Source organism: Flagellimonas alvinocaridis (assembly GCF_004916895.1).
Classification (GTDB): domain Bacteria; phylum Bacteroidota; class Bacteroidia; order Flavobacteriales; family Flavobacteriaceae; genus Flagellimonas; species Flagellimonas alvinocaridis.
In genome coordinates, this window is record NZ_SNTZ01000001.1 from 815682 (window position 1) to 839123 (window position 23442).

At 42.4% G+C, this 23442-nt stretch carries 27 protein-coding genes; 9 read left to right on the top strand and 18 right to left on the bottom strand.

The window, feature by feature from the left end:
• The first annotated feature begins 23 nt into the window (after positions 1-23).
• Positions 24-944 carry a nicotinic acid mononucleotide adenyltransferase gene (locus EZV76_RS03665; RefSeq protein ID WP_136565214.1) on the top strand — a complete coding sequence of 307 codons (921 nt, stop codon included), beginning with the start codon at positions 24-26 and terminating at the stop codon, positions 942-944.
• A gap of 93 nt (positions 945-1037) precedes the next feature.
• Here EZV76_RS03665 and EZV76_RS03670 read toward each other — a convergent pair whose 3' ends face one another.
• Complete coding sequence (locus tag EZV76_RS03670; RefSeq protein ID WP_136565215.1) at positions 1038-1880, bottom strand: helix-turn-helix transcriptional regulator; 843 nt, start codon at positions 1878-1880, stop codon at positions 1038-1040.
• A 134-nt stretch (positions 1881-2014) separates the two neighbouring features.
• Here EZV76_RS03670 and EZV76_RS03675 point away from each other — a divergent pair, with 134 nt between their 5' ends.
• Positions 2015-2986, top strand: a complete 972-nt coding sequence (locus EZV76_RS03675) for a phytanoyl-CoA dioxygenase family protein (RefSeq protein WP_136565216.1) — start codon at positions 2015-2017, stop codon at positions 2984-2986.
• 82 nt (positions 2987-3068) lie between these two features.
• Positions 3069-4595, top strand: a complete 1527-nt coding sequence (locus tag EZV76_RS03680) for a SulP family inorganic anion transporter (RefSeq protein WP_136565217.1) — start codon at positions 3069-3071, stop codon at positions 4593-4595.
• A gap of 1 nt (position 4596) precedes the next feature.
• On the opposite strand, the gene EZV76_RS03685 is transcribed toward EZV76_RS03680, so the two are convergent.
• The 12 genes from EZV76_RS03685 to EZV76_RS03740 form a co-directional block, all read right to left on the bottom strand.
• Positions 4597-5124, bottom strand: coding sequence for a DinB family protein (locus tag EZV76_RS03685; RefSeq protein WP_236640848.1), 528 nt, complete (start codon positions 5122-5124; stop codon positions 4597-4599).
• A 91-nt stretch (positions 5125-5215) separates the two neighbouring features.
• Entirely contained in the window at positions 5216-6085 is an 870-nt protein-coding gene (locus EZV76_RS17295) for a YciI family protein (RefSeq protein WP_236640849.1), read from the bottom strand.
• A 115-nt stretch (positions 6086-6200) separates the two neighbouring features.
• The gene (locus EZV76_RS03695; protein WP_136565219.1) at positions 6201-6554 is read right to left on the bottom strand and encodes a YciI family protein; all 354 of its coding nucleotides are present in this window, start codon (positions 6552-6554) and stop codon (positions 6201-6203) included.
• Positions 6555-6580: 26 nt separating this feature from the next.
• Positions 6581-7060: a hypothetical protein gene (locus EZV76_RS03700; RefSeq protein WP_136565220.1), complete on the bottom strand. Its 480-nt coding sequence runs from the start codon at positions 7058-7060 to the stop codon at positions 6581-6583.
• Between the two features lie 2 nt (positions 7061-7062).
• On the bottom strand, positions 7063-7869 hold the full coding sequence (locus EZV76_RS03705) for an META domain-containing protein (protein ID WP_136565221.1): 807 nt from the start codon (positions 7867-7869) through the stop codon (positions 7063-7065).
• The gene (locus EZV76_RS03710) at positions 7866-8285 is read right to left on the bottom strand and encodes an META domain-containing protein (RefSeq protein ID WP_136565222.1); all 420 of its coding nucleotides are present in this window, start codon (positions 8283-8285) and stop codon (positions 7866-7868) included. Before EZV76_RS03710 ends, EZV76_RS03705 begins: the two co-directional genes overlap by 4 nt.
• A 95-nt stretch (positions 8286-8380) precedes the next feature.
• Entirely contained in the window at positions 8381-9091 is a 711-nt protein-coding gene (locus EZV76_RS03715) for a DUF4488 domain-containing protein (protein ID WP_136565223.1), read from the bottom strand.
• Positions 9092-9093: 2 nt separating this feature from the next.
• Positions 9094-9471: a nuclear transport factor 2 family protein gene (locus EZV76_RS03720; protein WP_136565224.1), complete on the bottom strand. Its 378-nt coding sequence runs from the start codon at positions 9469-9471 to the stop codon at positions 9094-9096.
• A gap of 75 nt (positions 9472-9546) precedes the next feature.
• Positions 9547-10026 (bottom strand): c-type cytochrome, encoded by a 480-nt coding sequence (locus EZV76_RS03725; protein ID WP_136565225.1) that lies wholly within the window; start codon positions 10024-10026, stop codon positions 9547-9549.
• 113 nt (positions 10027-10139) lie between these two features.
• On the bottom strand, positions 10140-11099 hold the full coding sequence (locus tag EZV76_RS03730; RefSeq protein ID WP_136565226.1) for a YheT family hydrolase: 960 nt from the start codon (positions 11097-11099) through the stop codon (positions 10140-10142).
• Positions 11099-12100, bottom strand: a complete 1002-nt coding sequence (locus EZV76_RS03735; RefSeq protein ID WP_136565227.1) for a bestrophin family protein — start codon at positions 12098-12100, stop codon at positions 11099-11101. The genes EZV76_RS03730 and EZV76_RS03735 overlap by 1 nt, the downstream gene beginning before the upstream one ends.
• A 55-nt stretch (positions 12101-12155) precedes the next feature.
• Positions 12156-13133 (bottom strand): NAD(P)H-dependent flavin oxidoreductase, encoded by a 978-nt coding sequence (locus EZV76_RS03740; protein ID WP_136565228.1) that lies wholly within the window; start codon positions 13131-13133, stop codon positions 12156-12158.
• Positions 13134-13250: 117 nt separating this feature from the next.
• Between EZV76_RS03740 and EZV76_RS03745 the strand changes: the two genes are divergently transcribed.
• Positions 13251-13727 carry an acyl-CoA thioesterase gene (locus EZV76_RS03745; protein ID WP_136565229.1) on the top strand — a complete coding sequence of 159 codons (477 nt, stop codon included), beginning with the start codon at positions 13251-13253 and terminating at the stop codon, positions 13725-13727.
• Here EZV76_RS03745 and EZV76_RS03750 read toward each other — a convergent pair.
• From EZV76_RS03750 to EZV76_RS03765, 4 genes are all read right to left on the bottom strand, one after another.
• On the bottom strand, positions 13711-14604 hold the full coding sequence (locus EZV76_RS03750) for a DMT family transporter (protein ID WP_136565230.1): 894 nt from the start codon (positions 14602-14604) through the stop codon (positions 13711-13713). The two genes, EZV76_RS03745 and EZV76_RS03750, sit on opposite strands and share 17 nt — an antisense overlap.
• Positions 14604-14954, bottom strand: coding sequence for an arsenate reductase family protein (locus EZV76_RS03755; RefSeq protein WP_136565231.1), 351 nt, complete (start codon positions 14952-14954; stop codon positions 14604-14606). The genes EZV76_RS03750 and EZV76_RS03755 overlap by 1 nt, the downstream gene beginning before the upstream one ends.
• Before the next feature lie 50 nt (positions 14955-15004).
• Positions 15005-15697: an aspartate/glutamate racemase family protein gene (locus EZV76_RS03760; protein WP_136565232.1), complete on the bottom strand. Its 693-nt coding sequence runs from the start codon at positions 15695-15697 to the stop codon at positions 15005-15007.
• Between the two features lie 191 nt (positions 15698-15888).
• Complete coding sequence (locus EZV76_RS03765; RefSeq protein WP_335341230.1) at positions 15889-16137, bottom strand: ArsR/SmtB family transcription factor; 249 nt, start codon at positions 16135-16137, stop codon at positions 15889-15891.
• Between the two features lie 129 nt (positions 16138-16266).
• Between EZV76_RS03765 and EZV76_RS03770 the strand changes: the two genes are divergently transcribed.
• Complete coding sequence (locus EZV76_RS03770; protein WP_136565234.1) at positions 16267-16734, top strand: DinB family protein; 468 nt, start codon at positions 16267-16269, stop codon at positions 16732-16734.
• Here EZV76_RS03770 and EZV76_RS03775 read toward each other — a convergent pair.
• Positions 16731-17477: a DUF3298 and DUF4163 domain-containing protein gene (locus EZV76_RS03775; RefSeq protein WP_136565235.1), complete on the bottom strand. Its 747-nt coding sequence runs from the start codon at positions 17475-17477 to the stop codon at positions 16731-16733. The genes EZV76_RS03770 and EZV76_RS03775 overlap by 4 nt on opposite strands.
• Before the next feature lie 86 nt (positions 17478-17563).
• Here EZV76_RS03775 and EZV76_RS03780 point away from each other — a divergent pair, with 86 nt between their 5' ends.
• The 4 genes from EZV76_RS03780 to EZV76_RS03795 all read left to right on the top strand — a co-directional run bounded on the left by EZV76_RS03780 (position 17564) and on the right by EZV76_RS03795 (position 23420).
• The gene (locus tag EZV76_RS03780) at positions 17564-18718 is read left to right on the top strand and encodes a cystathionine gamma-synthase (RefSeq protein ID WP_136565236.1); all 1155 of its coding nucleotides are present in this window, start codon (positions 17564-17566) and stop codon (positions 18716-18718) included.
• Between the two features lie 132 nt (positions 18719-18850).
• On the top strand, positions 18851-20194 hold the full coding sequence (gdhA, locus tag EZV76_RS03785) for an NADP-specific glutamate dehydrogenase (protein ID WP_136565237.1): 1344 nt from the start codon (positions 18851-18853) through the stop codon (positions 20192-20194).
• Between the two features lie 90 nt (positions 20195-20284).
• The gene (gene recO / locus EZV76_RS03790; RefSeq protein ID WP_136565238.1) at positions 20285-21004 is read left to right on the top strand and encodes a DNA repair protein RecO; all 720 of its coding nucleotides are present in this window, start codon (positions 20285-20287) and stop codon (positions 21002-21004) included.
• Position 21005: 1 nt separating this feature from the next.
• Positions 21006-23420 (top strand): TonB-dependent receptor, encoded by a 2415-nt coding sequence (locus EZV76_RS03795; RefSeq protein ID WP_236640850.1) that lies wholly within the window; start codon positions 21006-21008, stop codon positions 23418-23420.
• The last annotated feature ends 22 nt before the right edge of the window (positions 23421-23442 follow it).

The following is a 23442-nucleotide window of genomic DNA, read 5'->3' on the forward strand; positions in this document are numbered from 1 at the left end:
TGTTGAATCTTAAAACCTCGACTATGAAAATTGGAAAACTACTTTTTGGAATATTATTGATAGGCCTTTTGGCCAGTTCTTGCTACACCGAGGTTATTCTGGAAGACGATTATATTACAGAATCACCCATAAATACCGCCTTGGTTTTAGAGAGTTACGATTTATGGTATGTAGATATTAATGCTACCAAGGGTAGCGGAGAAGTCCCCTTTTTGCAACGTGCTTTTACCATTTCTTTTGATAGAGGAGTCGTTTATGCCAACAATAACTTGGTAGGAATTGGAAAAACTGGAAATGGATTAGGGATAGATGTGGGCAACTATGCGACCTTGTCCGGAGCCGTTGAGGTAGACCATGATGTTGATGGACTTTGGCTAATGGAAGTGTATGCATTGAACAGCAACACTTTGGAACTGTACAACCCTTATTCCGACACCTCATATGTACTAAGGGGATACCAAAGCAGAAATTTTGATTATGATCAGGTCTTTTATGACAATATCCAATATTTTCTGCAGGAATACCAAGTTTGGGAAAAGACCTATACCAGTGAAGTGGGCGCCATTAATGAATTTGATGAGGAAAACTATCTGCAATTTCCTGTAAGCAATGATGGGTCTTTTAGGTCCTCCATTGATGCCCCTGGAATTCCATTGAGCAATTTGCAATGGGATTACCAAGGAATCTACCAAGTTTATGATGTGCAGAACGATGCTACACTTAAGACCTTAACATTGGATTACGACTATTTGGGCGATGATTACTTTGAACTTTATGTTATGGATGATAGCACCATTGAGTTGTACCACGTTTCCAGCGGAACTATTTATGAGTTTACAGGAAGAGGGTATATGCAATACTTAAAATCAGGTATTGACACTGGAAAAAAACGCGTGAAAGTTAAAAATGCGTTAATGAACGTGGTTCGCCAACGTAAAATGTAAGGAAAAAATAAAGTGTTCGACTATACAAATAAGTTTTTTGGTTGGTTATTTAGTTAAGAATCGCCTTGAGCAACTTTGCTTAAGGCGGTTTTTTTATACATGAGCATTCCTATAGCTCGAAGGGTTTTCGCCGCTTACCTTTTTGAAGGTCCTGTTGAAATAAGATAAACTTTCAAAACCACATTCATAACAAGCCTCGCTAACATTTTTTCCAGTAAGTAAAAGCCGCTTGGCCTGGGTTATTCGGTACTGGTTCAAGAAATGCGTAAAAGTACTTCCTGTATTCCTTTTAAAGTACCTGCAAAAAGCCTCCTTACCCAGATTTACCGATTCCGCAACATCATCCAATGCAATTTTTTTGGAATAATGCTCATCAATATAAGAGTACACCCTTTGCAAACGCTGTTGCTGTTTGTTGGCTTTATCATTTATGATGGGATTGGAATGCAGCAACTCAAATTCCTTGCTTTGAGCCAAAATTTTGAGCAACTGTAAAATTTTAAGGAACTGTCCAAACCGGTCCATGGCTTGCAATTGCTTCATGATGTTTCCAATAGTCTCCTTGGTTTCCCCAAAGAAGGCAATACCGTGCTGCGATTTTTCCAATAGTTCATAGACATCCTCAAGCTCTTCGATTTCGGCAAACACCTTTTCCTTAAAGGATGCACTAATATGCAAGACCTCTTTATGGTACGTTGTTTTAATACCGTAATCAAAATTCAAATGGGGAATGTTGGAACCGATCAGCACCAAATCGCTGCCCTTAAAGTTGGAGGTGTGTTGACCAACATGTCGTTTGCCATTGGCACCTTCAATATAAACCAGCTCGAACTCAGGATGAAAATGCCAAAAAAAGAGATCGTTCAATTTGGGATTGTGCAATAAATGAAAGGAACTCTTATCATTGGGCTGTATGTTTTCAAGTTGAATTTTCATTGTATTGCTCAAATATTTTTAAAAATAATCAATAAAAATCAAAATAGTACAAATTATGGTCAATCCCACGGTGGAAACCATTTTGATTCACCCATAGCTTTGGCATCTAGAGTATTGAATCAAAAGAACATACAATGCAACAGCAACAGAACATGGAAATGGCCAACAAGGCCCACGAAGAAATACCGGGTAATCCATCCACAGCGACCAGTAGTAAAATTAAATTGAACGATAGGTCCAATGGGGAACCTTTACGTGTTTTATCCGAGGAGGATTGGGAATTCTGGTTAAAGAACGGGTACATTGTCATTAAAAATGCTGTTCCGAAGGAGCAGGCCAAGGCCACTGCCGATTTTTTATGGGAGTTTGATGAAAAGGATCCAAACGATCCAGACACCTGGTACGCTCCTGCCCGGGCAGAAATGAAAATGAAAGAACTTACGGGAACCGGAATGGTAGAGGTCTATAACCATCAACATTTATGGAACAATCGGCAAACCCAAAAAGTATACGATGCCTTTGTGGACATTTGGGGAACTGAAAAGCTATGGGTGACCATTGATCGTGCCAACTTGAACATGCCCCAACGGCCCGGGGAAAACAAAAAAGGGTTTATCCACTGGGATTATGACCCAGAAACCAAACCACAAAATGTACAGGGCGTTCTTGCATTGGCAGACCAAACGGATGAAAATATGGGAGGATTCCAGTGTATTCCTTGGCTTTACAGAAACTACGATACATGGAAACTGACACAACCCGAAGACCGCGACCATTTTCAACCCGATGTTACGGGCTTGGAAGACAAAATCGTGAAGGTGAAATTGGAAGCTGGTGACTTATTGATTTTCAATAGTACCCAACCCCACGGGATTCGTCCAAATAAATCAGGGAATAAGGTTAGGATTGCACAATACATTTCCATGATGCCCGCTGAAGAAGACAATGAAGAAATGCGAAATTGGCGTATCAATTCTTGGAAAAATAGAATTGCCCCTGAAGGGTATGCCTTTCCCGGAGACCCCAGAAAATGGGAACAGACCAAATACGAAACCGCAAAATTAAGCGCGTTGGGTGAAAAGGTATTGGGATTGACCAACTGGTAGATCATCAAATCCTTAAAAATAAGGAGCTTATTAGGGTCTTGTATTTAATAGTGCTACTTTTGCCCGCTTCAAGAAAGAAGCCATGAAAAAATATCTCAACCTTTTTGATTTTTCCCAAAAAGTAAACTATCGCACAGAAATTTTATCGGGCTTGACTGTTGCACTTGCCCTGGTGCCAGAAGCTATTGCATTTGCCTTTATTGCAGGTTTGTCTCCCCTAACCGGACTATACGCTGCGTTTGTAATGGGGTTGGTCACTTCCATATTGGGAGGTAGACCGGGAATGATTTCTGGTGCTACTGGAGCCGTGGCTGTGGTCATTGTGAGTTTGGCAAAGCAATATGGAGTTGAGTATGTTTTTGCAACGGTGGTTCTTGCAGGAATTTTGCAGATGACTGCCGGATTGCTTCGCTTGGGGAAGTTGATGCGCTTGGTGCCCCACCCTGTAATCTTTGGGTTTGTGAACGGGTTGGCCGTCATTATTTTTATGTCGCAAATGAGCCAATTTAAAACTGCGGATGGTGAATGGTTGACCGGGAGCACTTTGTTCATCTTTCTTGGATTGGTACTGCTGACCATGGTCGTTATTTGGGGACTTCCCAAATTGACCAAGGCAATTCCAGCGTCTTTGGCCGCAATTCTTTTGGTGTTCGGTCTTGTATTTTTCTTGGGACTGGATACCCGGACCATTGGCGATATCGCTTCCATTGAAGGAACTTTTCCTCCCTTTCATATCCCTGATCTGCCCTTTACTTTGGAAACTCTACAGATTATATTTCCCTATGCGGCTATCGTGGCAGGCGTAGGTTTGATCGAGAGTTTGCTCACCTTGAATATTGTTGATGAAATTACCGAGACCCGTGGTAGGGGAAACAAGGAGGCCGTGGCTCAAGGTACGGCTAACATCCTTTCAGGGTTCTTTTCCGGAATGGGTGGTTGTGCCATGATCGGGCAGAGTTTGATCAATACTTCCAATGGTGCCAGGGCACGACTGTCTGGAATTTTTGCTGCGTTAATGTTGTTGGTGTTCATCATGTTTGGGTCTAGCCTTATTGAAAAAGTGCCTATGGCCGCATTGACAGGGCTAATGATCATGGTGGCATTGGGAACTTTTGAATGGGCGAGCTTAAAGACCTTCCGCCGTATGCCTAAATCTGATGTATTGGTCATGGTGCTGGTAACTTTGGTGACGATATTCCTTCATAACCTAGCTTTGGCGGTCTTGGTGGGAGTCATTATTTCTGCCTTGGTGTTTGCATGGGACAATGCAAAACGCATCCGTGCGAGAAAACATATCGATGATGAAGGGGTGAAGCATTACGAAATTTATGGTCCTCTTTTCTTTGGCAGCACTACCTTGTTTGCCGAAAAGTTTGATGTACTCAATGACCCCGATGAGGTTGTTATCGATTTTGCAGAAAGCAGATTGGTGGATATGTCTGCCATTGAAGCCGTGAACAAGATTACCGAACGCTACAACAAGGTAGGAAAGAAACTTCACCTAAAACACCTGAGCAGGGATTGTAGAAGGTTGTTGGCCAATGCCGATGATATTATCGAAGTGAACGTACTGGAAGATCCAACCTATAAGGTTGTGGTGGACAAATAGACTATTCCCTGGTTTTCCCAAGAAACACATTCACATTTGGGTTTTGGGGATTGCCACTGGCCCTTCGCATCAGTACAATTTGGCCGGTATGGTAAATACAATCGGAAAGCATTCCGTTGATCATGTTCCAATATGGGAATTCGGACTGTTTATCACCTTGTTTAAAAATTACTTTAAAACCTTCCATTTCTTTGGAGCTTTTTCTCAGAACTTTCTGGCTGGCCGCTAGTAGGTTTGTAAGAGTCAGTTCACGAAGTTCTTCGTAGGAATAGTTAAGAGGGGCCTTGGGCCTTTCATAAGGCTTTGCATCTGGAGCCAATACAATATTGTTGGACATGGTGTAGATGTGTTCCATGGTCTCGAAAAGGCTGCGTCCATCCGCAGAAGGTTTGTATTGCAGGTCTTTTTCGGTCAAACCCTCTGTTGCCCAATAATAGCGATAGCCCAAACCATCGATCATTCGTGACACAATATTGCCGGCACTGTATGTTTCGGCATGATCGGGAATTTGATGGTACGGTAATTCCATATTTTGGGCTTGTAGTTTCATTGCGAAAATAAAAAAGAAGGCACAACCAATTAACTTGGAAAAAGAAAGGTTAGTCATAATTAAAAAAGCATTAATCCATAATGGATTTTTTGGCCAAGGTAAGGCCAATTTGGTTTACTGCCATAAGAGCGGCCGAACCATACCATTCTTTGAGTTCCATGGTTAAGCTGCCTGCCTGGATGGCAGGGTCGGTCTCGGTAAGTGTTTTGGCTTCTTCCAACGAATCCACATTAAAAATATAAATGCCCCGTAAGTCATCATTTCCAAAAAATGGTCCAGCAAGGACCAACTTGCCTTCTTGGGCCAATTTTCCAATATTCTCTAAATGGGCCATCTGCAATGCGTCCGCTTCTTCTTTGGGAAGGGAGCGATTGGGGCCTCGTTTTAAGAATGCAAAAACGTATTTTTTCATTCCATAGTCATCCGCCCCGTATTTTTCCGCTTTTTCGGCATCAAAAAGAACCCCGCCTTTTTTGGGAAGTGTTTTTTCTGAGTTTACAATTCGGAAGATTTGGCCCCCTGGGGCATGAAAATAGTAAAAGTGGGCATGATCTTGATATTTTTCAACTTCTGGGAGCATTGGAGGAGCGCCATAATTTTTGATAATGGATTGAACAGCTTCATATTCCGTTGAGGGTACCAAAAGTCCCAATTGCATGGATTTGATAAATTCAGACGAGTCCAATACCATGTTTTCATCGGAATGGTAGGCAAATTTCACAAAGCCACCTCCGTCAAAATATACCCAATCAGAATCAGTTTTGGGCTCTATTCTTCTGCCCAAAGCGACCCCAAAAAATGAATTTATGTTTTGTCGCTGATTCTCATGTAGATTGACCTTTGCCTGCGACGTGAAGACTATGGTGTAATCTGATGGGGATTGTGCAGTGAGGGCAAAACTACATAGTAGGACAAGCAGGGGAAAGACTTTTGTTTTCATCAAACAGAAATTAAGAGTATCCCATAAAATTAACCGATTATTGATTAAGAGAGGCTTGCTTTTTTGCCAAAAAGCAGGTGTAAATCGGTAAAAAAGGACAAATAAACCCCATTGATTACTCCAGACATCCCTTGTAAAAGGGATAAAAAGGATGCACTTCAACTGTGAAAAGTTCATTTTGGATTGCGACATCTTGGTTTAGCAATGTTTTGGCAGATTGCAGGTCGGTTGCTTTCAGGACTATCATCCCAGTATCGCCATATCGCGCTCCCATAATGATGGTCTGCTCTTTTCTAAGCTTAGACAAAAAAGCTGAATGTTCCTTAAAATAAGGTTGATTCTGGGGTTCTACGTCTTTGTCCCAAAGATTTCCAACAGTATACAGGGCCACAAACTGTGATTTGTTTTCTGCATTATCTTGTGCGGAGATAAGAAAGGGAAACAGCAATAGTAATATTAATTTTCTCATGTCATAATACCTTTGTATGGGGGTTTTTAGGGTTCTGTATCGCATTCTGTTTTACTCAAAGGCATTGAAGAACTAAAACTAAGAACGGAAAGGTCCTTGAAGGCCGTTCCGGTGCTGTCCAGTTCCCCAAATCCCTCTATGAGTTGGCCGTTCTCAACCAAAAAGGCCACTTCACGGGTGCTTTCTTTTCCTTCTGACACAAAGGAATACTTACCCAAAAGGATATTGTCGTTCATAACACCGGCAAAAGTTCCTTTATTGCCATCCTTTTCCTTTAAGGCGTAGCTGAGGTTTCCAAGTATGGTTTTGGATACATCGGTAATTTCAAAAACAATCCGGTTTCCATTGGCATTGTAAACATAACAACCTTCTTCCAGAGAAGGAGCCTGTTTTGATTTAACAATTGAGGGGGTATCTGCGTGGGAATCGGTATTTTCTTTCTCCGTTTTGGTTTTGCAGCTAACAATCAAAAGAGCCGCAAGAAATAGATAGGTTATTTTTTTCATGCTCAGTCGATTTTTTTGAAAATGAGAAGGTTTTCCTCACTGCCATTGGACAGATACAATCGATTATTTTCAATCTTGTAGGTTGTGCTACTTTGAAGTTTTTTCATGAATTTGTCTTCAGCGGAAAGATTGGGACAGGCCATTTTGGTGGAGGCCGCATTGGTAAATCGGAGTACATCTTTTTCAAAGAAAAGCCCCCCGGTCATTCTATTGCAACCCGCAAATCCTACAAATCGATTGGTTTTAATATCAATTTCCATATTAGGGACGTCACTTCCGTTAAAGTCATCTTTGGAGACCTTTTTGCCATCCATTTCTTCGAGTACCCAAATATCATGGAGACGATAGTCCGTTATGTAGGTGCCACATCCTTCCAAGGCATGGGTTTCTTCCTCGCCGGTATATTTATAGGCAATGGTCACGGTATACGGCGACTTTTCCCCAGACATGGCATTGGTGCATTCCTTGTGTGCTATGATCACATCCAAAGAAACTGCTTCAGTCTGTATACGGTACATACTAATATTGGCATCTTGGACTTTGATAGGGGTTGAATGTGGCGTGACAATGGTATCTTCCATCATGTTCAACTCCACTCGGTTGTCTTTTACCTTTAGTCCCCAAAAAGGTTCCGTGCCATTGGCCTTAAAATAACTATCGTCAATTTTTGAGGCAAGGGGCTCAACCGTCTTGATTTGTATGGTATCTTTCTGTGTTGCTTCTTCCTCATTTGTGCTTTCTTCTTTTTTCTTCTCCACGCAACTGGAAAATAGTATGACAAAGCAGAGTAGTGGTATTAACTTTTTCATGGTTCAACTTTTTTGAAACGCATCATGGGAACATCACCAATAAGTAAATTGAGCTTACCTTCTTCCATGGCATATCCGTCTATTTTTTGCATCATGTTCAGGAATTGTCTTTCGCCACCGCCACAGAACATCATGGTGGTAGGACCGGGTTCTCCAAAAGAAATAGAATTTCCGTCCATGGTGTAATCTGCCGAATAGCCATTACAACTATCATTACCCATGACTTTCCCGGATTCTTGGTCAAACATTATTTGGGGTTTTTTGTTCGGGAAAAGGCCTTCAAAGGCAATTCGGGGGCCAGATATATATTCCAACTCCCATGTCATATCGAACAATATGGAAGAATCATCAGATTTTGGATTGCATGAACCCGTCAATAGCAAAACTATGCAAAAAAGAAAGGTAGAGACTTTCATTTGTGGGAAATTAATGGTTAATGGAAGTAAAAAGTACTAAAAAATAATGTAATGGGCTTTAGTACAATAGGTTAATTAATTGATAAGAAGTGATTTCACCCTTTTCGAATACTCCAAACCTCATAGATGGGCTGACCCTTACTGCTAAATCCAGAGTGGTGCCAATCACCGTCCTTAAGTTCGAAATTGAACTCCAGACTTGCCCCTACTCTTGAATCGTCCCTAGAGAAAAACCCGATATGTTCAGTGTATTTGCCATTTGCGGTGGTATAAGTGCCTCCACCAGTTCCCATGAACGCTTTGGTTTCGATATTGTAGGCGATCCATTGAAATCGAGTTCCGGAAAGGATTTTCATGGTCTTTCTGGGACCTGAGATATCCCGCTTGATCACTTCTCCATCCTGCTTACGGCCCGAAATCAGCCATGCTCCCTGTAGATCACCGGGGGTGCCGTCATCCACACGGCTCCAGATTTTTTCCCCAACATGAAGCTTTCCATCTTTAAAACTGTAAGGGAAAGAATTTGTTGAGCCGACCATATCAGAATCAAAGGAGGCAAATTCCAGTGTATAAGTGAGCATTCCATTGTCCGAAGAAAAAGAACCTCCTTTGGTACCGATGAATTTTCCGTTTTCTTTTTCAAAGAAAGCTTCAGAGAAAAAACCATCGGAAACAATAGTGACATATTGTACCGCCACTCCTTCATCATTGTTTAGTGTGGCTTCCCACGCACCATTAAGATCCTGGGCATTGGACATGGATAAAGTGACGGAAACTAGAATCAGTGTTAGGATATATTTTTTCATGATCAATACATTTTATTGGTGTGGGCAGATTTTTTTGGGATTTGTTGGATGGCATCCCAATGTTCGCATATTTTACCTTTTTCATCAAAACGGAAAAAATCCATGGTGACATACTCATCATTATCTGGCCAGATTTGATGGGTGTGAAGGGCAACCAAATTTCCTTCTGAAATACATCGTACAAATTCGATGGATTTTTTTGGGTATTCCTTTTGCATTCTCTCAAAATAAGAAATAAAGCCTTCTGTGCCATCGGCCACATCTGGGTTATGTTGAATATAGGTGTCTCCCACGTACTTTTCGACAGCTGCTTTGGGGTTTCCCTCATACGCCATTTTATAAAAGGCGATTGCATTGTTCTTATTTGATGCTGAATCCATAGTTGATATAAAAACAAAAATGCTGTTGCTTTCAAGGAAGACAACAGCATTTCAAAGATGTATTATTCTAGTAAGTTATAGTGTTCTAAGGTACTCTGCCACATCTCTGGCTTCCTCTTCCGTTAGGTTTTGGTTCAGCATAATGGCGTTGTTGTATTCTTTAAGCAATGCCTTGGCGATAGGGTCTTCCTTTAACATTCCATCTGGGTTCAGAATCATGTTCATGACCCACTCAGGGCTTCTTCGTTCGTACACACCCTTCATAGCTGGTCCGATCATACGTTGGTCTACCATATGGCAGGCCACACAAATGGATTCAAACGTAGCTTTTCCACGCGCCGCCATCTCTTCGTTGACCTCATCAGCAAAATCAACATTTTTTATGGGCCCCACTCCTTTGTTGTCCAAATCTACAGGCACACCTTCACTGGCCTGAGCTTTTTTCTCTTCGGTTTTGGTCCTACTCACCTCAAAACCATCCTTTTTTTCTTCCTTTTTACCGCCACAGCTTGCCACAAAGGCACCCAATGCCAAGAGTACTAGTATTTTTTTCATTCTGAATGTAATTGTAGTTTGTGTAATTGTAGCCACTAAGATAGGTATTTAAGGTCGAATTTTTTAGGGTTTTTGCGGGATGGGGCACAATCTTTCTTGAGAATGTGATTTATTTATTGGGAATCAAAGAAATCCAAGCTTCTCTTTTCTGTATAGGTTTGATTGTTTTTACCCCAAAAGCCCACATGGCCTCCATATTTTGGAACTTCTAGATAGAGGTTAGGGTTGGTGTCCGCTTCGTGAAAAGGATAGCATTCTGGTCCAAGAAACGAATCATTTTTTGCGTTGATGACGAGACTGGGAACTTTGATGTTAGGAAGAAACTGGAGCGAGCTGCATTGGGTATAATAATCCAACGCATCCTTAAAGTGATGCGCCCTACTCGTGTAGATATCGTCAAAATCCTTGAGGGTTTTGATGTTTTTGATATCGGAACCTGTGATACGTTCCGGGAAAAGATGTTGTTTCTGTCTTAGTTTGGCAATCAAATGCCTTTTGAATCGCTGGGCGTATAGTATGTTCTTTAGAGTAAGCAATTGTTGGCAGGAACTGTGTAGGCTACAGGGTACCGATATGGCCACGGCTCCTTTGATTTCTTTGGGGACAGCGCTTCTTTCACCCAAATATTTGAGCAAAAGGTTACCGCCCAAGCTAAATCCATTCAGATAGATTTCCGAGTAGGGATAACTGCTGAGGATATGGGCAATCACTTCCTCGAGATCTTCGGTAACCCCCGAATGATAGGAACGGTATAGTGTATTGGGCTCACCGCTGCATCCCCTGTAGTTTAGGGCACAGGCATCAAACCCATTTTGGTTGAACAGCTTCGCACTTCCGGTTATGTAGGGTCGTTGGCCATCACCTTCCAAACCATGCAACAACAGAACTAATTTTCTTGTTGGAGTGATGGAATTGCTCCAATCCAGGTCCAAAAAATCCCCGTCCGATAAATACAAACGTTCCCTTTTTTGAATCAGACCGTTTACCCTACGGGCAAGGCCACAATATATGGTTGACAAATGTCCGTTTTTGAAAAATGCAGGAGGGGTATAACTGGAAGGAACCAAGGGCATTAGTACAAAATATTTTGTTGGGGTTGTACCTTCTCTGGAAGGTTTTGTTCATCCAACATGTCCCTGAGGTCTATTTCTATGGTACGGCATAGCGCGGTCATGGGAACATCGTTGATGCGGCCCTCAAAGGGGTCTTCACTATTGCTGCCCACCTTTTCCATTGTGGTGAACATCCAAGAAATCAATACTGAAAAGAAGACCATGAGTCCTAGATACCACCAATTAAGAGCTGTGTCCATACTCAGGAGTTGAGTCTCAAAAACGTTGAGGAGTCCAAAAGGCAATAGAAGAATGAAAATCCAAGTGAAAACCGTACTAAAATAGGCATATTGTCTGGGGAACGGTGTGTTTTTGATACGCTCGCACATTCCTTGGAGGTTGTACATTTCCTCCAGATCATGATGAAAGATTTGCTTATCGAACTCCGTTATTTTTCCCTCTTTTAAAAGCTGATTTAATTGTTTTCCTTGATTTTTGATGAGGTGAGTGGCCACATTCTTTCGGTTTTCCAAATCGTTCACTTCTTCTGTGGACAAAAACTGTTCCGCTGCATCGCAAGCCGGGTTCCTTTCCCCGTGTCTGTCAAAAATGCGTTCAAGAGCCCTGTTTTCCTTTATGGAAAAACTATTGGGCTGTCGTAACTGGATACGCAGCGCATTGATCCAAGCAATATGTCTATAAATCAGGGTAACCTGCGCTTTCCGGTCATTCTCCACCAAGCTCAGTACATTGTTGGCCCATGTACGGGAGTAATTTACAATGCCTCCCCAAATTTTCCTGCCTTCCCAGAAGCGATCATAACTTTGGCTGTTCTTAAATCCAATATAGAAAGCAACGGCAATACCGATTACCGAGAGGGGTTGAAAAGGAATATCGATATGGGTCCAACCCAGAGCATGGTATAGATAAAAAATAATACCAGCATAAAGGATAAAGAAAATAAGATTTTTCCAGGCATAAAGTAAAATAATATGCCAGCTGATGTTTCTCTTGATGTACATGGTAGTGCTATTGTTGGTTATACCTCATCAAAATACAAAAGAAAAATTATTGGGGTCATTCCTTTGGAAAGGTATCCAATAACTTGTATTGAGATTTAATCGATTCCTTGAATTCCTGCTTTAAATTCTTTACTAGTTGTGAAACGGGCAGTATATCATCAACGGAAGTAACTCCTTGTCCTGCAGACCATATGGTCTTCCAGGCCTTGGCCTCGGTGTTCAGTTCCTTGCCAAAGTCTATTTTGCGGTCTTTTTTCAAATCTTCTTCGGAAATCCCGGCAGCCTTTAGGCTGGCAGCCAAAAAATTGGCATGTACACCAGAAATGGCGGCGGTGTAGACAACATCGCTGGCCCCGGCCTCAATGATCATGTTCCGATATTCTTCGGGAGCTTTGCTTTCCTCAGTATTGATAAAACGGGTACCCATGTAAGCCAAATCGGCCCCCATTTGCATGGCAGTAGCAATATCCTGTCCCGTACTGATACACCCTGAAAGAATGATGGTTTTGTGGAAGATTTTTTTCACTTCGTGCACCAAGCTCATGGGGTTGATATTCCCCGCATGTCCACCTGCTCCAGCAGAAACTAGGATAAGCCCATCCACACCGGCCTCGGCCGCTTTTTCTGCATGTCGTTTTTTAATGATATCATGGAACACCAGACCACCGTAACTATGAATGGCATTGACCACTTGGCTCACGGCACCTAAAGAAGTGATGACCAGGGGCACTTTGTGTTTTATGCAGAGTTTTACATCGGCTTCCAATCTTGGGTTGGTGGGATGCACAATAAGGTTCACCCCAAAAGGGGCCGGCTTTTTGCCCGTTTCTTCCTCAAATTGTTTGAGTTCCGATTTTATTTGGATGAGCCATTCCTCAAAACCTTCACTGGTGCGTTGGTTTAGGGCAGGGAATGTGCCTACAATGCCATTTTTACAACACTCCACCACCAATTTGGGACCAGAGATAAGAAACATGGGGGCAGCTATGACAGGCAGGGAAAGATCTTTGATAAATTCGGCTTTTTCACTCATGGGCTTTGTGTTAAACTATGTTTAAAAATAGGATTTATAATCGCACTTTATGGGACTCAGTTCTGAAAACTATGGTAATTTTACAATTATTATGCATGCATAACAAAATAACCCGCTATGTTTTTTAAGGAATTTGATATTAGATGGAGCGATTTGGATGCCAATCGCCATTTGGCCAATTCGGCTTACATTAATTTTATGAGCCATACCCGGATGGCCTACTTGGGCCAATTGGGATTTGACCAAAAAGGGATGGCCGAGCACAATATTGGCCCTGTGGTCTTTTACGAGCACATGTACTATTTCAAGGAAGTATTTGCTGGAAAACCTGTAAAGGTCTCATTGGGATTTGAAGGGATGAGCGAAGATGGTATGTTCTTTGAGTTCCATCACGATTTTTATGACAGCAAGGGAAGAAACTTTGCCCGATGCCAGATGATGGGCGCATGGATAGATCTTAAAGAACGAAGATTGATAGGGTTGCCCCAACATTTCTTGGATGCATTCAACGAAATGGAAAAATCCGAAGGGTTCAAGACCTTGACCAAAGAAGACACCCGTAAATTTGTTCAAAAACCTATGGACTTGGCTTAGGCCGCATGCTGGCCAGATACACCCCTGCCAATACCAATGCCGTGGCGAGGATTTTTATCAATGACAAATGATCTTTTCCCAGCGTTAAAGCAAACAATATCCCAATCAGGGGCTGCACATAAATGAAGGCCCCAACGGTGGATGCCTTGAGCTGAGTCAATGCAAATACATTGAACAGATAGGTAAGGAAAGTGGTGCCTACCACCACAAATGCTATGGAACCATAGGCCCAAAGGGGCATGGAAGACCATCCAATTTCCAAAAATTCTGGTAAAGTAATGGGAATATTGATGATCAAGGCCAAAGAAAAGAGCCACTTCATCAAGGTAAAGGGATGGTATTTTTCAATAAGGGTCTTTACCACGATAAGATACGTTCCATAAAATGTGGCATTGACGATAAAAAGAAAATTCCCAAGAGGAATGTTTGGCGCATCCTGACGTATTTCGGCACCGAAAAGAATCAATCCGACGGCACCGATAAAACCCATGAGAATACCCAAACTTTTATTGAGGGTAATTTTTTCCTTCAAAAAGAACGATGAAAGCACCACCACAATAATTGGTGTGATCGTAATCAATACGGCACTGTTGATAGGTGTGGAGAGTTGAAGCCCCTTAAAAAAGGAGAGCATGTTCACGGACATTCCACAAATGGCACAGATCAAGAGTCGTCCCCAATCTTTTTTTTCAATTTTCTCCTTGGGACCAAAAAAGGAGATGGCCCAAAACAGGATGGCCGCTCCACCAACACGCAACATAATAAACCCGAAGGGTTTTACGTGGGTGGGCATCACCCCTTTTGCCAAGGTGTGGTTAATGCCATAGATGGCAGTTGCCCCAAGGGCGGCTAAAATGGCCAATGTTCTTTTACTCATTAATGCAGGGCCTCTTTTGCGGCCTGGACCACTTTCTTGGAGTTACCAACAAAGATTTGTCCATCAACTAGGACAACAGGTCTTTTTAAAAAGGTATAATGTTCAAGGATGAGATTTTTGTAATCGTCTTCGGAAAGCTCCTTTTCATGCAAGCCCTTTTCACGGTAGAGCATGGCCCTTTTGCTGAAAAGGGACTCATAACTTCCCGATAAGGCCGCCATTTCCTTCACTTGCTCAGGGGTCATGGGCTCTGATTTTATTTCTTGGAGCTGTACGTCCTCCAAAGGTTCCAATTCCTTTAAAATACGTATACAGGTTGAGCAGCTGCCCAAATGGTAAATTTTTTTCATGCTATAGGTCTCTATGGGTACAAAGGAACCGATTTTTGATTAAACCGATATTAAGCCAATGCAAATTCAATGGCTTTTTGGACATGGATCTTGGCGGTATCGAATGTGGGTATGGAAGCTTCGGCCTCCGGTACAAGTATAGGTAATTCGGTACAACCCAAAATGGCACCTTCGGCATCCTGTGATTCCATTTTTTTGATAATGTCCAGACAAATGGCCTTGGAGGCATCGGTAAAAATTCCTTTGACCAGCTCATTGTAGATCATGGATTGTAGAAGTTCCCTATCCGCTTCATTGGGAATCAAAACCTCAAGACCGTAATCTTCCCGTAACTTTTTGGTGTAAAAATCCTTTTCCATGGTGAATTTTGTGCCCAATAGCGCCACTTTTTTCATTCCTTTCTCGCGGATGGCCTCTCCCGTAGCATCAGCAATATGCAAAAAGGGCACGTCAATGCCTTGGGTAATGGCATGGCTCACCAAATGGATGGTATTGGTGCAAAGTAGCACGATATCGGACCCGGCAGTTTCCAATTTTTTGGCATGAAGGGCCATGATATTACCAATTTTGTCCCAGTCGTCCGAAAAGGAATACCGTTCAATTTCCTCAAAATCCACCGAAGAAAGTATGGTTTTGGCAGAGTGCGAGCCTCCCAACTTTTCACGAACGATTTCATTTACGAATTGATAGTACATTTTTGAGGATTCCCAGCTCATTCCCCCGATCATTCCAATAGTTTTCATGTATCTGTTATTTAATTTTTGACATATCCTCGGCTCCTTCCACTCGAATAGAGGTAAACCATTTCCGGATTCTTTTGACAATTATTTGTGATAGACCAACTGAAACACGAGTTTCTGGACAGCAATTGTAGTTGATGCAGTTTTCCATAATATTTACATTTCGCTAAATCTCAATATGTATTCCAAAAAAATTACAATTCATTTTTCAAGGCTTCAATATAGGTCTGGATCACCGCTTCGTTCCTTTTGTAATAGGTCCATTTTCCATGACGGGTAGGGATGACCAAATCGGCATTTTGCATGCTGTTCAAATAGGTTGAAACGGTGGATTGTGACAATCCTGTCTTGTCTTGAATGTACCCTACGCATACCCCATCATCAAAATGGTCGATATCTTGGTGGGGCGGAAAATTTACCTCGGGATTTTTCAGCCATTTCAAAATATTAACCCTAGTTTTATTGGATAAAACCTTGCTGATTTCAATCACATCCATACAGCAAATATAAATAAAACATCTACATATCTAAAAAAATAGATATGTTTACTCTAATTATAACTAAATTCGGGAATGGAAAAGCTATTCGACCTAATTTTAAAGAACAGAAGTATACTTCACAACCATTTGCAGAACACCCCAAAGGAAAAATTGTTCGAAATACCTAAAGGTTTCAACAATAACATTTGGTGGAACATTGCCCATATTGTCGTTTCCGAGCAGCTGTTGATCTATGGCCTCAGTGGCCAACCGTTGGTGGCTCCCCAAGACTTGGTGGAAAAATATAGGAAGGGCACCAAACCTAATGGTGTTCCAAGCGATGCTGAAATCGAATTGGTTTCCGAATTGATGTTCTCACTGCCCAAAAAGACTGCGGAAGATTACAAAGCGGGTGTTTTTGATTCGTTTAAACCCTATGCGACATCACTCAAGATTGAACTCAATTCGGTGGAAGATGCCATCGCCTATGATTTGCTTCATGAAGGAATCCATTTGGGTACCATCACGGCATTGAAAAAGGTATTGGAAAGAAATTCCTAGGACTTCACTTTTTGTTTGAGATAGAGATTGATCTCGTTGTATGGCAACACCAATACAATGGGGCCGTCGGCATAGGAGGCCACTTCATATTGGTTGTAGATCAGTTGAAGACCATCCTTGGTGTATCCCATGTTGTTTGATAAGTGGAAGACATCACCATCGAACATAAACCCTGTGGCATTGATATTTTCATCTTGTGGGATATCCTCTTGTATCCTAAACTTGGTCTCTGCAAACTTTTCAAATCCTTCCAAATCTTCAAAAAGTTCCCAGTTTTCGAGCTCAGCACCACTCTGTTTGTCAAAATTCAGATAAGATGTTGAGCCGTAACCATGTGCTCCCCCGGTATAGGTATACGATTCAACCTGTATGGTGATCATTTGGGGATCTTCGTACACAATGGTTCCATTGATTTTGGCCTCCCAGCTTGGGGTTTCATCGGGAAACCGCTCGTTCAGCTCCTTGAAGCTATCCGTAAAGGAAGTCATGGCCGATTGGATTCCGGTAATCTCCTCCTCTCCATCACCAAAAGAGAGCAGGGAAATCATTTCCTCTTCCAAGGATCGATTTATGGTTTTGGCCACAGCCGTATCATCCAGAGCCTTGGGAACATTGATTTCAATATTGGGGCAATCCTTGCAGTTTTCGCCCTGTAGTTCCATGGGTTCAAAAGTAAGGTTGCTTCCATTTTCGCAACCAAAGGCTATAATAAGTAGGAATATCAGGTATGGGGTCTTCTTCATAAAAGGGGTGTTATGCTTTGTCAAAAATAAGACTTCATTGACTACTCCAAAAGATAACGATACATTTGTGTATAGATATTAACAAAATGAGCAAGAAAGATTTACGATTCAATAGCAAGACCATTCACGGGGGACAGTTTCCCGATAAGGCCTATGGGGCTGTAATGCCACCTATTTATCAAACCTCCACCTATGCCCAGACCACTCCCGGGGGGCATAAGGGTTTTGAGTATTCCCGAAGTGCCAACCCCACCCGGACCGCTTTGGAAAATTCCTTGGCCAGTATAGAAAATGGGAACTACGGTCTGGCCTTTGCCAGTGGTCTTTCGGCCATCGATGCGGTGATTAAGCTGCTTTCCCCAGGGGATGAAGTGGTATCCACCAATGATCTGTATGGCGGAAGCTATAGGCTTTTCAAACAAATTTTTGAAAAATATGGAATCACTTTTCATTTTGTGGGGATGCAGGGGGCAGGTGCCATTGAGGAGCACATCAATGACAAGACCAAGTTGGTCTGGGTGGAGACCCCTACCAATCCCATGATGAACATTATTGATATAAAAGAAGTATCGGCATTGGCCAAAAAACACGGACTGCTATTGGCCGTGGACAATACTTTTGCCACTCCTTACCTACAGCGCCCGTTGGATTTGGGTGCGGATATTGTGATGCATTCCGCCACCAAATATCTGGGAGGCCATAGCGATGTGGTGGTCGGAGCCTTGGTAGTCAAGGACAAGGAATTGGCGGATAAGCTATACTTCATCCAAAATGCGAGCGGGGCAGTATGTGGTCCCATGGACAGTTTCCTGACGCTTCGTGGGATAAAAACATTGCATGTACGTATGCAACGGCATTGCGAGAACGGGAAGGCCATTGCGGAATATTTGGCCAACCACCCCAAGATTGAAAAGGTATATTGGCCTGGATTTGAGACCCATCCCAACCACGGGGTGGCCAAGGCCCAAATGGATGATTTTGGCGGAATGATCTCATTTGTTCCCAAGGGAGCCAGCTATGCTGATGCGATTCAAATTGTGGAAAAACTTGAAGTCTTCACCTTGGCCGAATCGCTGGGAGGTGTAGAAAGTTTAGCTGGACACCCGGCCAGTATGACCCACGCCAGTATTCCGAAAGAGGAACGGGAGAAAAGTGGGGTGGTGGATGCCTTGGTCCGTTTGAGTGTGGGTATAGAGGATGTGAACGACCTTATAGCCGACTTGGAGCAGGCCATCGATTGATCAATAATTGAAAAATTTTTAAAAAAACGTATTTCAAATTATTGAAAAACAATAATTTTGCCTTCAAATTACAAAATCAATAAAATACAACCCTAAGACGATTCTAAGGGACAACAAATTTTAATCCGTTATATGGAAGCAAAAATTAAAGCATTTATGGATGAGGTCATTGCCAGAAATGGTCATGAGCCTGAATTTATCCAAGCGGTTCAAGAAGTTGCCGAAACGGTAATTCCCTACATTGCCAAACATGATATTTATAATGGAAAGAACATTCTATTGCGGATGGTAGAGCCAGAGCGATTGATTTCTTTTCGTGTAGCTTGGGTGGATGATGAGGGAGAAATCCATGTGAACCGTGGATACCGAATCCAGATGAATTCTGCCATTGGACCTTATAAAGGAGGGCTGCGTTTTCACCCCACCGTTAATGCCAGTGTATTGAAGTTCTTGGCTTTTGAGCAGGTGTTCAAGAACAGTTTGACCACTTTACCCATGGGGGGTGGAAAAGGAGGCTCGGATTTTGACCCCAAAGGAAAGTCAGATGATGAGGTCATGCGTTTTTGCCACGCATTCATGACCGAACTTTGTAGACACATTGGTCCCAATACAGATGTTCCCGCCGGTGATATTGGAGTGGGATCTCGTGAGATAGGGTTCCTTTTTGGAATGTATAAAAAGATACGTAACGAGTTTACCGGTGTGCTTACCGGAAAAGGACGTTCTTGGGGAGGTTCCCTCATCCGTCCCGAGGCTACCGGATATGGTACCGTGTATTTTGCCGATAGCATGCTCAAAACCCGTAATGAATCTTTTGAAGGCAAGGATGTGGTAATCTCAGGTTCAGGAAATGTGGCGCAATTTGCAGCTGAGAAAGTATTGCAATTGGGTGGTAAGGTGCTTACCCTTTCCGACTCAGGCGGATTTATTTATGACAAGGACGGTATTGATAATGAAAAGTTGGCCTTTGTCATGGATTTGAAAAACAACAAGAGAGGTCGAATTTCCGAATATGTGGACAAATACCCATCAGCGGAGTTCCATAAAGGAGAAACCCCATGGAAAGTAAAATGTGATGTGGCCCTTCCGTGTGCCACCCAAAACGAGCTGGATGGGGATGATGCGGTAGCGCTTATCAAAAATGGATGTATTGCCGTGGCAGAAGGAGCTAATATGCCTTCTACACCCGAAGCCATCCATGCATTCCATGATGCGCAGATTTTATTTGCTCCAGGAAAGGCTTCCAATGCAGGAGGTGTGGCCACTTCAGGATTGGAAATGTCACAAAACTCTTTGCGCATCAGCTGGACCCGTGAGGAAGTTGATGAGAGGCTCAAGGGAATCATGGAAGATATCCACAATGCCTGTATAGAATATGGAAAAGAGGAAAATGGGTATTGTAATTATGTAAAAGGCGCCAATATTGCTGGTTTTGTAAAAGTGGCAGACGCCATGTTGGCCCAAGGTGTGATATAGTCTGTACAATCGACTATAGTTTTTGGTTGGCAGTTACCGGAGTGAGTACTTATTTTTATACTTTCGGTAACTGCCTCTTTTTTATAGCCCATGCAAGTGACCACCAAGGCCATAGTTCTTTCATCCCTAAAATATGGGGATACCAGTCTTATTGTACGGGCGTTTACCGAATCCGATGGACTAAAATCCTATTTGTTGAAAGGGGTGTTGTCCTCCAAAAAAGGAAAACTGAAGCCAGCCTATTTTCAGCCGTTGATGCCTTTGGAAATGGTGGCTTACCATAAGAACAAGGGAACCCTGGAAAGCATCAGGGAGGTAAAGGTGGCCGTGCCCTATAAAACTTTACACACGGATATTTTGAAGAATAGTGTGGTACTTTTTCTAGCTGAAATGTTGGGAAACAGTATTCAGGAACAGGAAAAAGACCAAGCTCTTTTCAATTATTTGGAATACAGTCTTCATTGGCTTGATGAACATCCGCTTTCCCCCAATTTCCACATTCTGTTTTTAATCAACCTTACTAAATATTTAGGCTTTTACCCAGACACATCGTATAGAAACGAACCGTATTTTGATCTTTTGGAAGGGAGTTTCTGTATAACACCATCTGTTAATCCGTTGATTCAGAATGAAATACTAATTGATTTTAAGAAATTTTTAGGCACGAATTTTGATGCACTACAGGGAATACAACTAACTAAGTTTAACAGGCGGGAACTCTTAAAAAATATGGTGCTCTATTTTCGTTTGCATGTGCATGGATTTAGGGAACCAAGGTCTCTTGCCGTATTAAATGCCGTGTTTCAATAATATGCACAAACCAACCCTGATCCTATTTTTTTTATTGTTTTCCGTTATACTTTTCGCCCAAGATGTTACTGTATGGGATGCTGATTCAGGAACACCTATAGACAATATTGCCGTTTTTAATAAAGACAGGACCAAGACTACGGTAACCGATTCCAATGGAAAATGCGATTTGAGGTTTTTTTCGATGACAGAGAAAATTACGTTCCAGCATATTAGTTACGAGACATATACAATTACCAAGTCGCAGATAGAAAAAAAGGGAAACCGGATATATCTGCATCTTAAATCAGAAGAATTGCAGGAAGTGATTCTTTCAGTCTCGAAATGGGAACAACAAAAGAAGAAGATACCGCAAAAAATTGAAACTCTGGATGCACGCAGCATAGCATTCACCAGTCCGCAGACTTCGGCAGACTTGCTGCAGAACAGCGGAAAAGTATTTGTACAGAAAAGTCAATTAGGCGGAGGTAGCCCCATGATTAGAGGTTTTGCAACCAATAGATTGCTGCTTTCAGTGGATGGGGTTCGCATGAACAATGCCATTTTTAGGGGAGGCAACCTACAAAATGTGATTTCCATTGACCCATTTACGATAAAAAAGACCGAAGTTATTTTTGGCCCGGGATCCGTTATTTATGGGAGTGACGCAATGGGGGGAGTAATGAACTTCTATACCCAGAACCCTCATTTTTCATATACGGATAGTTTGGTATTTTCTGGAAGTGCCCAGTATAGATTTGCTTCCGCCAATAATGAAAGTACAACTCATGTGGACTTTAATTTGGGACAGCAAAATTGGGCGTCCTACACGAGCATTACCTACAATGATTTTGATGATCTGAAAATGGGTAAGCATGGCCCAGATTCGTATCTGCGGAACAACTATGTGGTGCGTCGCAATAATACGGACGTTTTGGTGGCAAATGACGACCCCAAGAAACAGATTGTATCAGGATATGATCAAATCAACATATTGCAAAAATTCACCTATAAGCCCAGCAATAGTTGGAACTACGACTTGGGACTATACTATTCGGAAACTTCGGATTATTCGCGTTACGATAGGTTGATTCGTCCTGCCGGAGATGGACTGGGGCTACGCTCCGCGGAATGGTATTACGGGCCACAGAAATGGTTCATGGGAAATTTTCAGGTCACCAAAAAGGGGAACAATAAGTTTTACGACGGAGTAAAGCTCACCACCGCCTACCAATTTTTTGAAGAGAGCAGGCACGACAGAGGTTTTGGTGATGTAGAGTTGTTTTCAACCAAGGAGAAAGTGGATGCCCTTTCGATGAATTTGGATTTTGAGAATAAAAAATTGGGCAAACTGCACCTATATTATGGAGGGGAATATGTGTTCAACAAGGTAAATTCCACAGGGAGTCAGAGGAATATCGAGACCAATGTTGTTGACCGGACGGCCTCCCGATATCCAGATGGGGCCACATGGCAAACCTTGGCAGGGTACATCAACGGAGAGTATGATCTAAAACCCAATTTTACCATATTGTCAGGCATTCGATACAGTCAGGTTTGGGTAGATGCGGTATTTGAGAAGACCTTTTATCCCTTTCCTTTTGATCAGGCCGATTTGATAACGGGGGCACTGACCGGAAGCTTGGGGGTCAGTTGGTTTCCCAAAGCGGATTTGCAGGTGACCCTAAATGGCTCAACAGGGTTTAGGGCCCCGAACATTGATGATATTGGAAAGATATTTGACTCCGAACCGGGCTCCGTGGTGGTGCCTAACCCCGATTTGGAACCCGAATATGCCTATAATGGGGAGATAGGCATCCGGAAAAATTTTCAGGATAAACTGGTCTTGAAAGGTGCCGCTTTTTATACCTATTTGGTAGATGCTTTGGTCCGAAGGGATTTTACCTTCAATGGGCAAACAGAAATTGAATACAATGGGGAACCGAGTAATGTACAGGCTATCCAAAATGCCGCAAAGGCTTATGTGTATGGTTTTGAATTTGGTGTTGAAGCTTATTTGGATGACCATTGGTCCCTGATATCCAACCTTACCCTAACCGAAGGAACAGAAGAGGACGACGATGGTACTGATAGCCCGGCCCGACATGCGGCACCCACTTTTGGAGATGTGCATTTAATTTGGCAAAATCAAAAACTTAAAGCCGATGTCTTTGTAAATTATAATGGAGAAATCAGCAATGAAGATTTGGCAATTTCTGAGCAGGGTAAGACCTATATTTATGCCAGTGATGCCAATGGGAACCCATACGCTCCCTCATGGTACACGCTAAACTTTAAATCCCAATACCAGATATCCAATGCTATAAAGGCAACCTTGGGACTGGAAAACATGACGAACCAGCGATACCGTACATACTCTTCGGGTATTGTGGCCCCGGGGACCAATCTTATTTTGGGCTTGGGGTATGTTTTCTAAAATAAAAAAGGCACGGAATTCC

Bases quoted from the DNA above. Each gene is read 5' to 3' on its own strand.
- EZV76_RS03665 (WP_136565214.1), top strand. From the start codon at position 24: ATGAAAATTGGAAAACTACTTTTTGGAATATTATTGATAGGCCTTTTG.
- EZV76_RS03670 (WP_136565215.1), bottom strand. From the start codon at position 1,880: ATGAAAATTCAACTTGAAAACATACAGCCCAATGATAAGAGTTCCTTT.
- EZV76_RS03675 (WP_136565216.1), top strand. From the start codon at position 2,015: ATGCAACAGCAACAGAACATGGAAATGGCCAACAAGGCCCACGAAGAA.
- EZV76_RS03680 (WP_136565217.1), top strand. From the start codon at position 3,069: ATGAAAAAATATCTCAACCTTTTTGATTTTTCCCAAAAAGTAAACTAT.
- EZV76_RS03685 (WP_236640848.1), bottom strand. From the start codon at position 5,124: ATGGAATTACCGTACCATCAAATTCCCGATCATGCCGAAACATACAGT.
- EZV76_RS17295 (WP_236640849.1), bottom strand. From the start codon at position 6,085: ATGAAAACAAAAGTCTTTCCCCTGCTTGTCCTACTATGTAGTTTTGCC.
- EZV76_RS03695 (WP_136565219.1), bottom strand. From the start codon at position 6,554: ATGAGAAAATTAATATTACTATTGCTGTTTCCCTTTCTTATCTCCGCA.
- EZV76_RS03700 (WP_136565220.1), bottom strand. From the start codon at position 7,060: ATGAAAAAAATAACCTATCTATTTCTTGCGGCTCTTTTGATTGTTAGC.
- EZV76_RS03705 (WP_136565221.1), bottom strand. From the start codon at position 7,869: ATGAAAAAGTTAATACCACTACTCTGCTTTGTCATACTATTTTCCAGT.
- EZV76_RS03710 (WP_136565222.1), bottom strand. From the start codon at position 8,285: ATGAAAGTCTCTACCTTTCTTTTTTGCATAGTTTTGCTATTGACGGGT.
- EZV76_RS03715 (WP_136565223.1), bottom strand. From the start codon at position 9,091: ATGAAAAAATATATCCTAACACTGATTCTAGTTTCCGTCACTTTATCC.
- EZV76_RS03720 (WP_136565224.1), bottom strand. From the start codon at position 9,471: ATGGATTCAGCATCAAATAAGAACAATGCAATCGCCTTTTATAAAATG.
- EZV76_RS03725 (WP_136565225.1), bottom strand. From the start codon at position 10,026: ATGAAAAAAATACTAGTACTCTTGGCATTGGGTGCCTTTGTGGCAAGC.
- EZV76_RS03730 (WP_136565226.1), bottom strand. From the start codon at position 11,099: ATGCCCTTGGTTCCTTCCAGTTATACCCCTCCTGCATTTTTCAAAAAC.
- EZV76_RS03735 (WP_136565227.1), bottom strand. From the start codon at position 12,100: ATGTACATCAAGAGAAACATCAGCTGGCATATTATTTTACTTTATGCC.
- EZV76_RS03740 (WP_136565228.1), bottom strand. From the start codon at position 13,133: ATGAGTGAAAAAGCCGAATTTATCAAAGATCTTTCCCTGCCTGTCATA.
- EZV76_RS03745 (WP_136565229.1), top strand. From the start codon at position 13,251: ATGTTTTTTAAGGAATTTGATATTAGATGGAGCGATTTGGATGCCAAT.
- EZV76_RS03750 (WP_136565230.1), bottom strand. From the start codon at position 14,604: ATGAGTAAAAGAACATTGGCCATTTTAGCCGCCCTTGGGGCAACTGCC.
- EZV76_RS03755 (WP_136565231.1), bottom strand. From the start codon at position 14,954: ATGAAAAAAATTTACCATTTGGGCAGCTGCTCAACCTGTATACGTATT.
- EZV76_RS03760 (WP_136565232.1), bottom strand. From the start codon at position 15,697: ATGAAAACTATTGGAATGATCGGGGGAATGAGCTGGGAATCCTCAAAA.
- EZV76_RS03770 (WP_136565234.1), top strand. From the start codon at position 16,267: ATGGAAAAGCTATTCGACCTAATTTTAAAGAACAGAAGTATACTTCAC.
- EZV76_RS03775 (WP_136565235.1), bottom strand. From the start codon at position 17,477: ATGAAGAAGACCCCATACCTGATATTCCTACTTATTATAGCCTTTGGT.
- EZV76_RS03780 (WP_136565236.1), top strand. From the start codon at position 17,564: ATGAGCAAGAAAGATTTACGATTCAATAGCAAGACCATTCACGGGGGA.
- gdhA (WP_136565237.1), top strand. From the start codon at position 18,851: ATGGAAGCAAAAATTAAAGCATTTATGGATGAGGTCATTGCCAGAAAT.
- recO (WP_136565238.1), top strand. From the start codon at position 20,285: ATGCAAGTGACCACCAAGGCCATAGTTCTTTCATCCCTAAAATATGGG.
- EZV76_RS03795 (WP_236640850.1), top strand. From the start codon at position 21,006: ATGCACAAACCAACCCTGATCCTATTTTTTTTATTGTTTTCCGTTATA.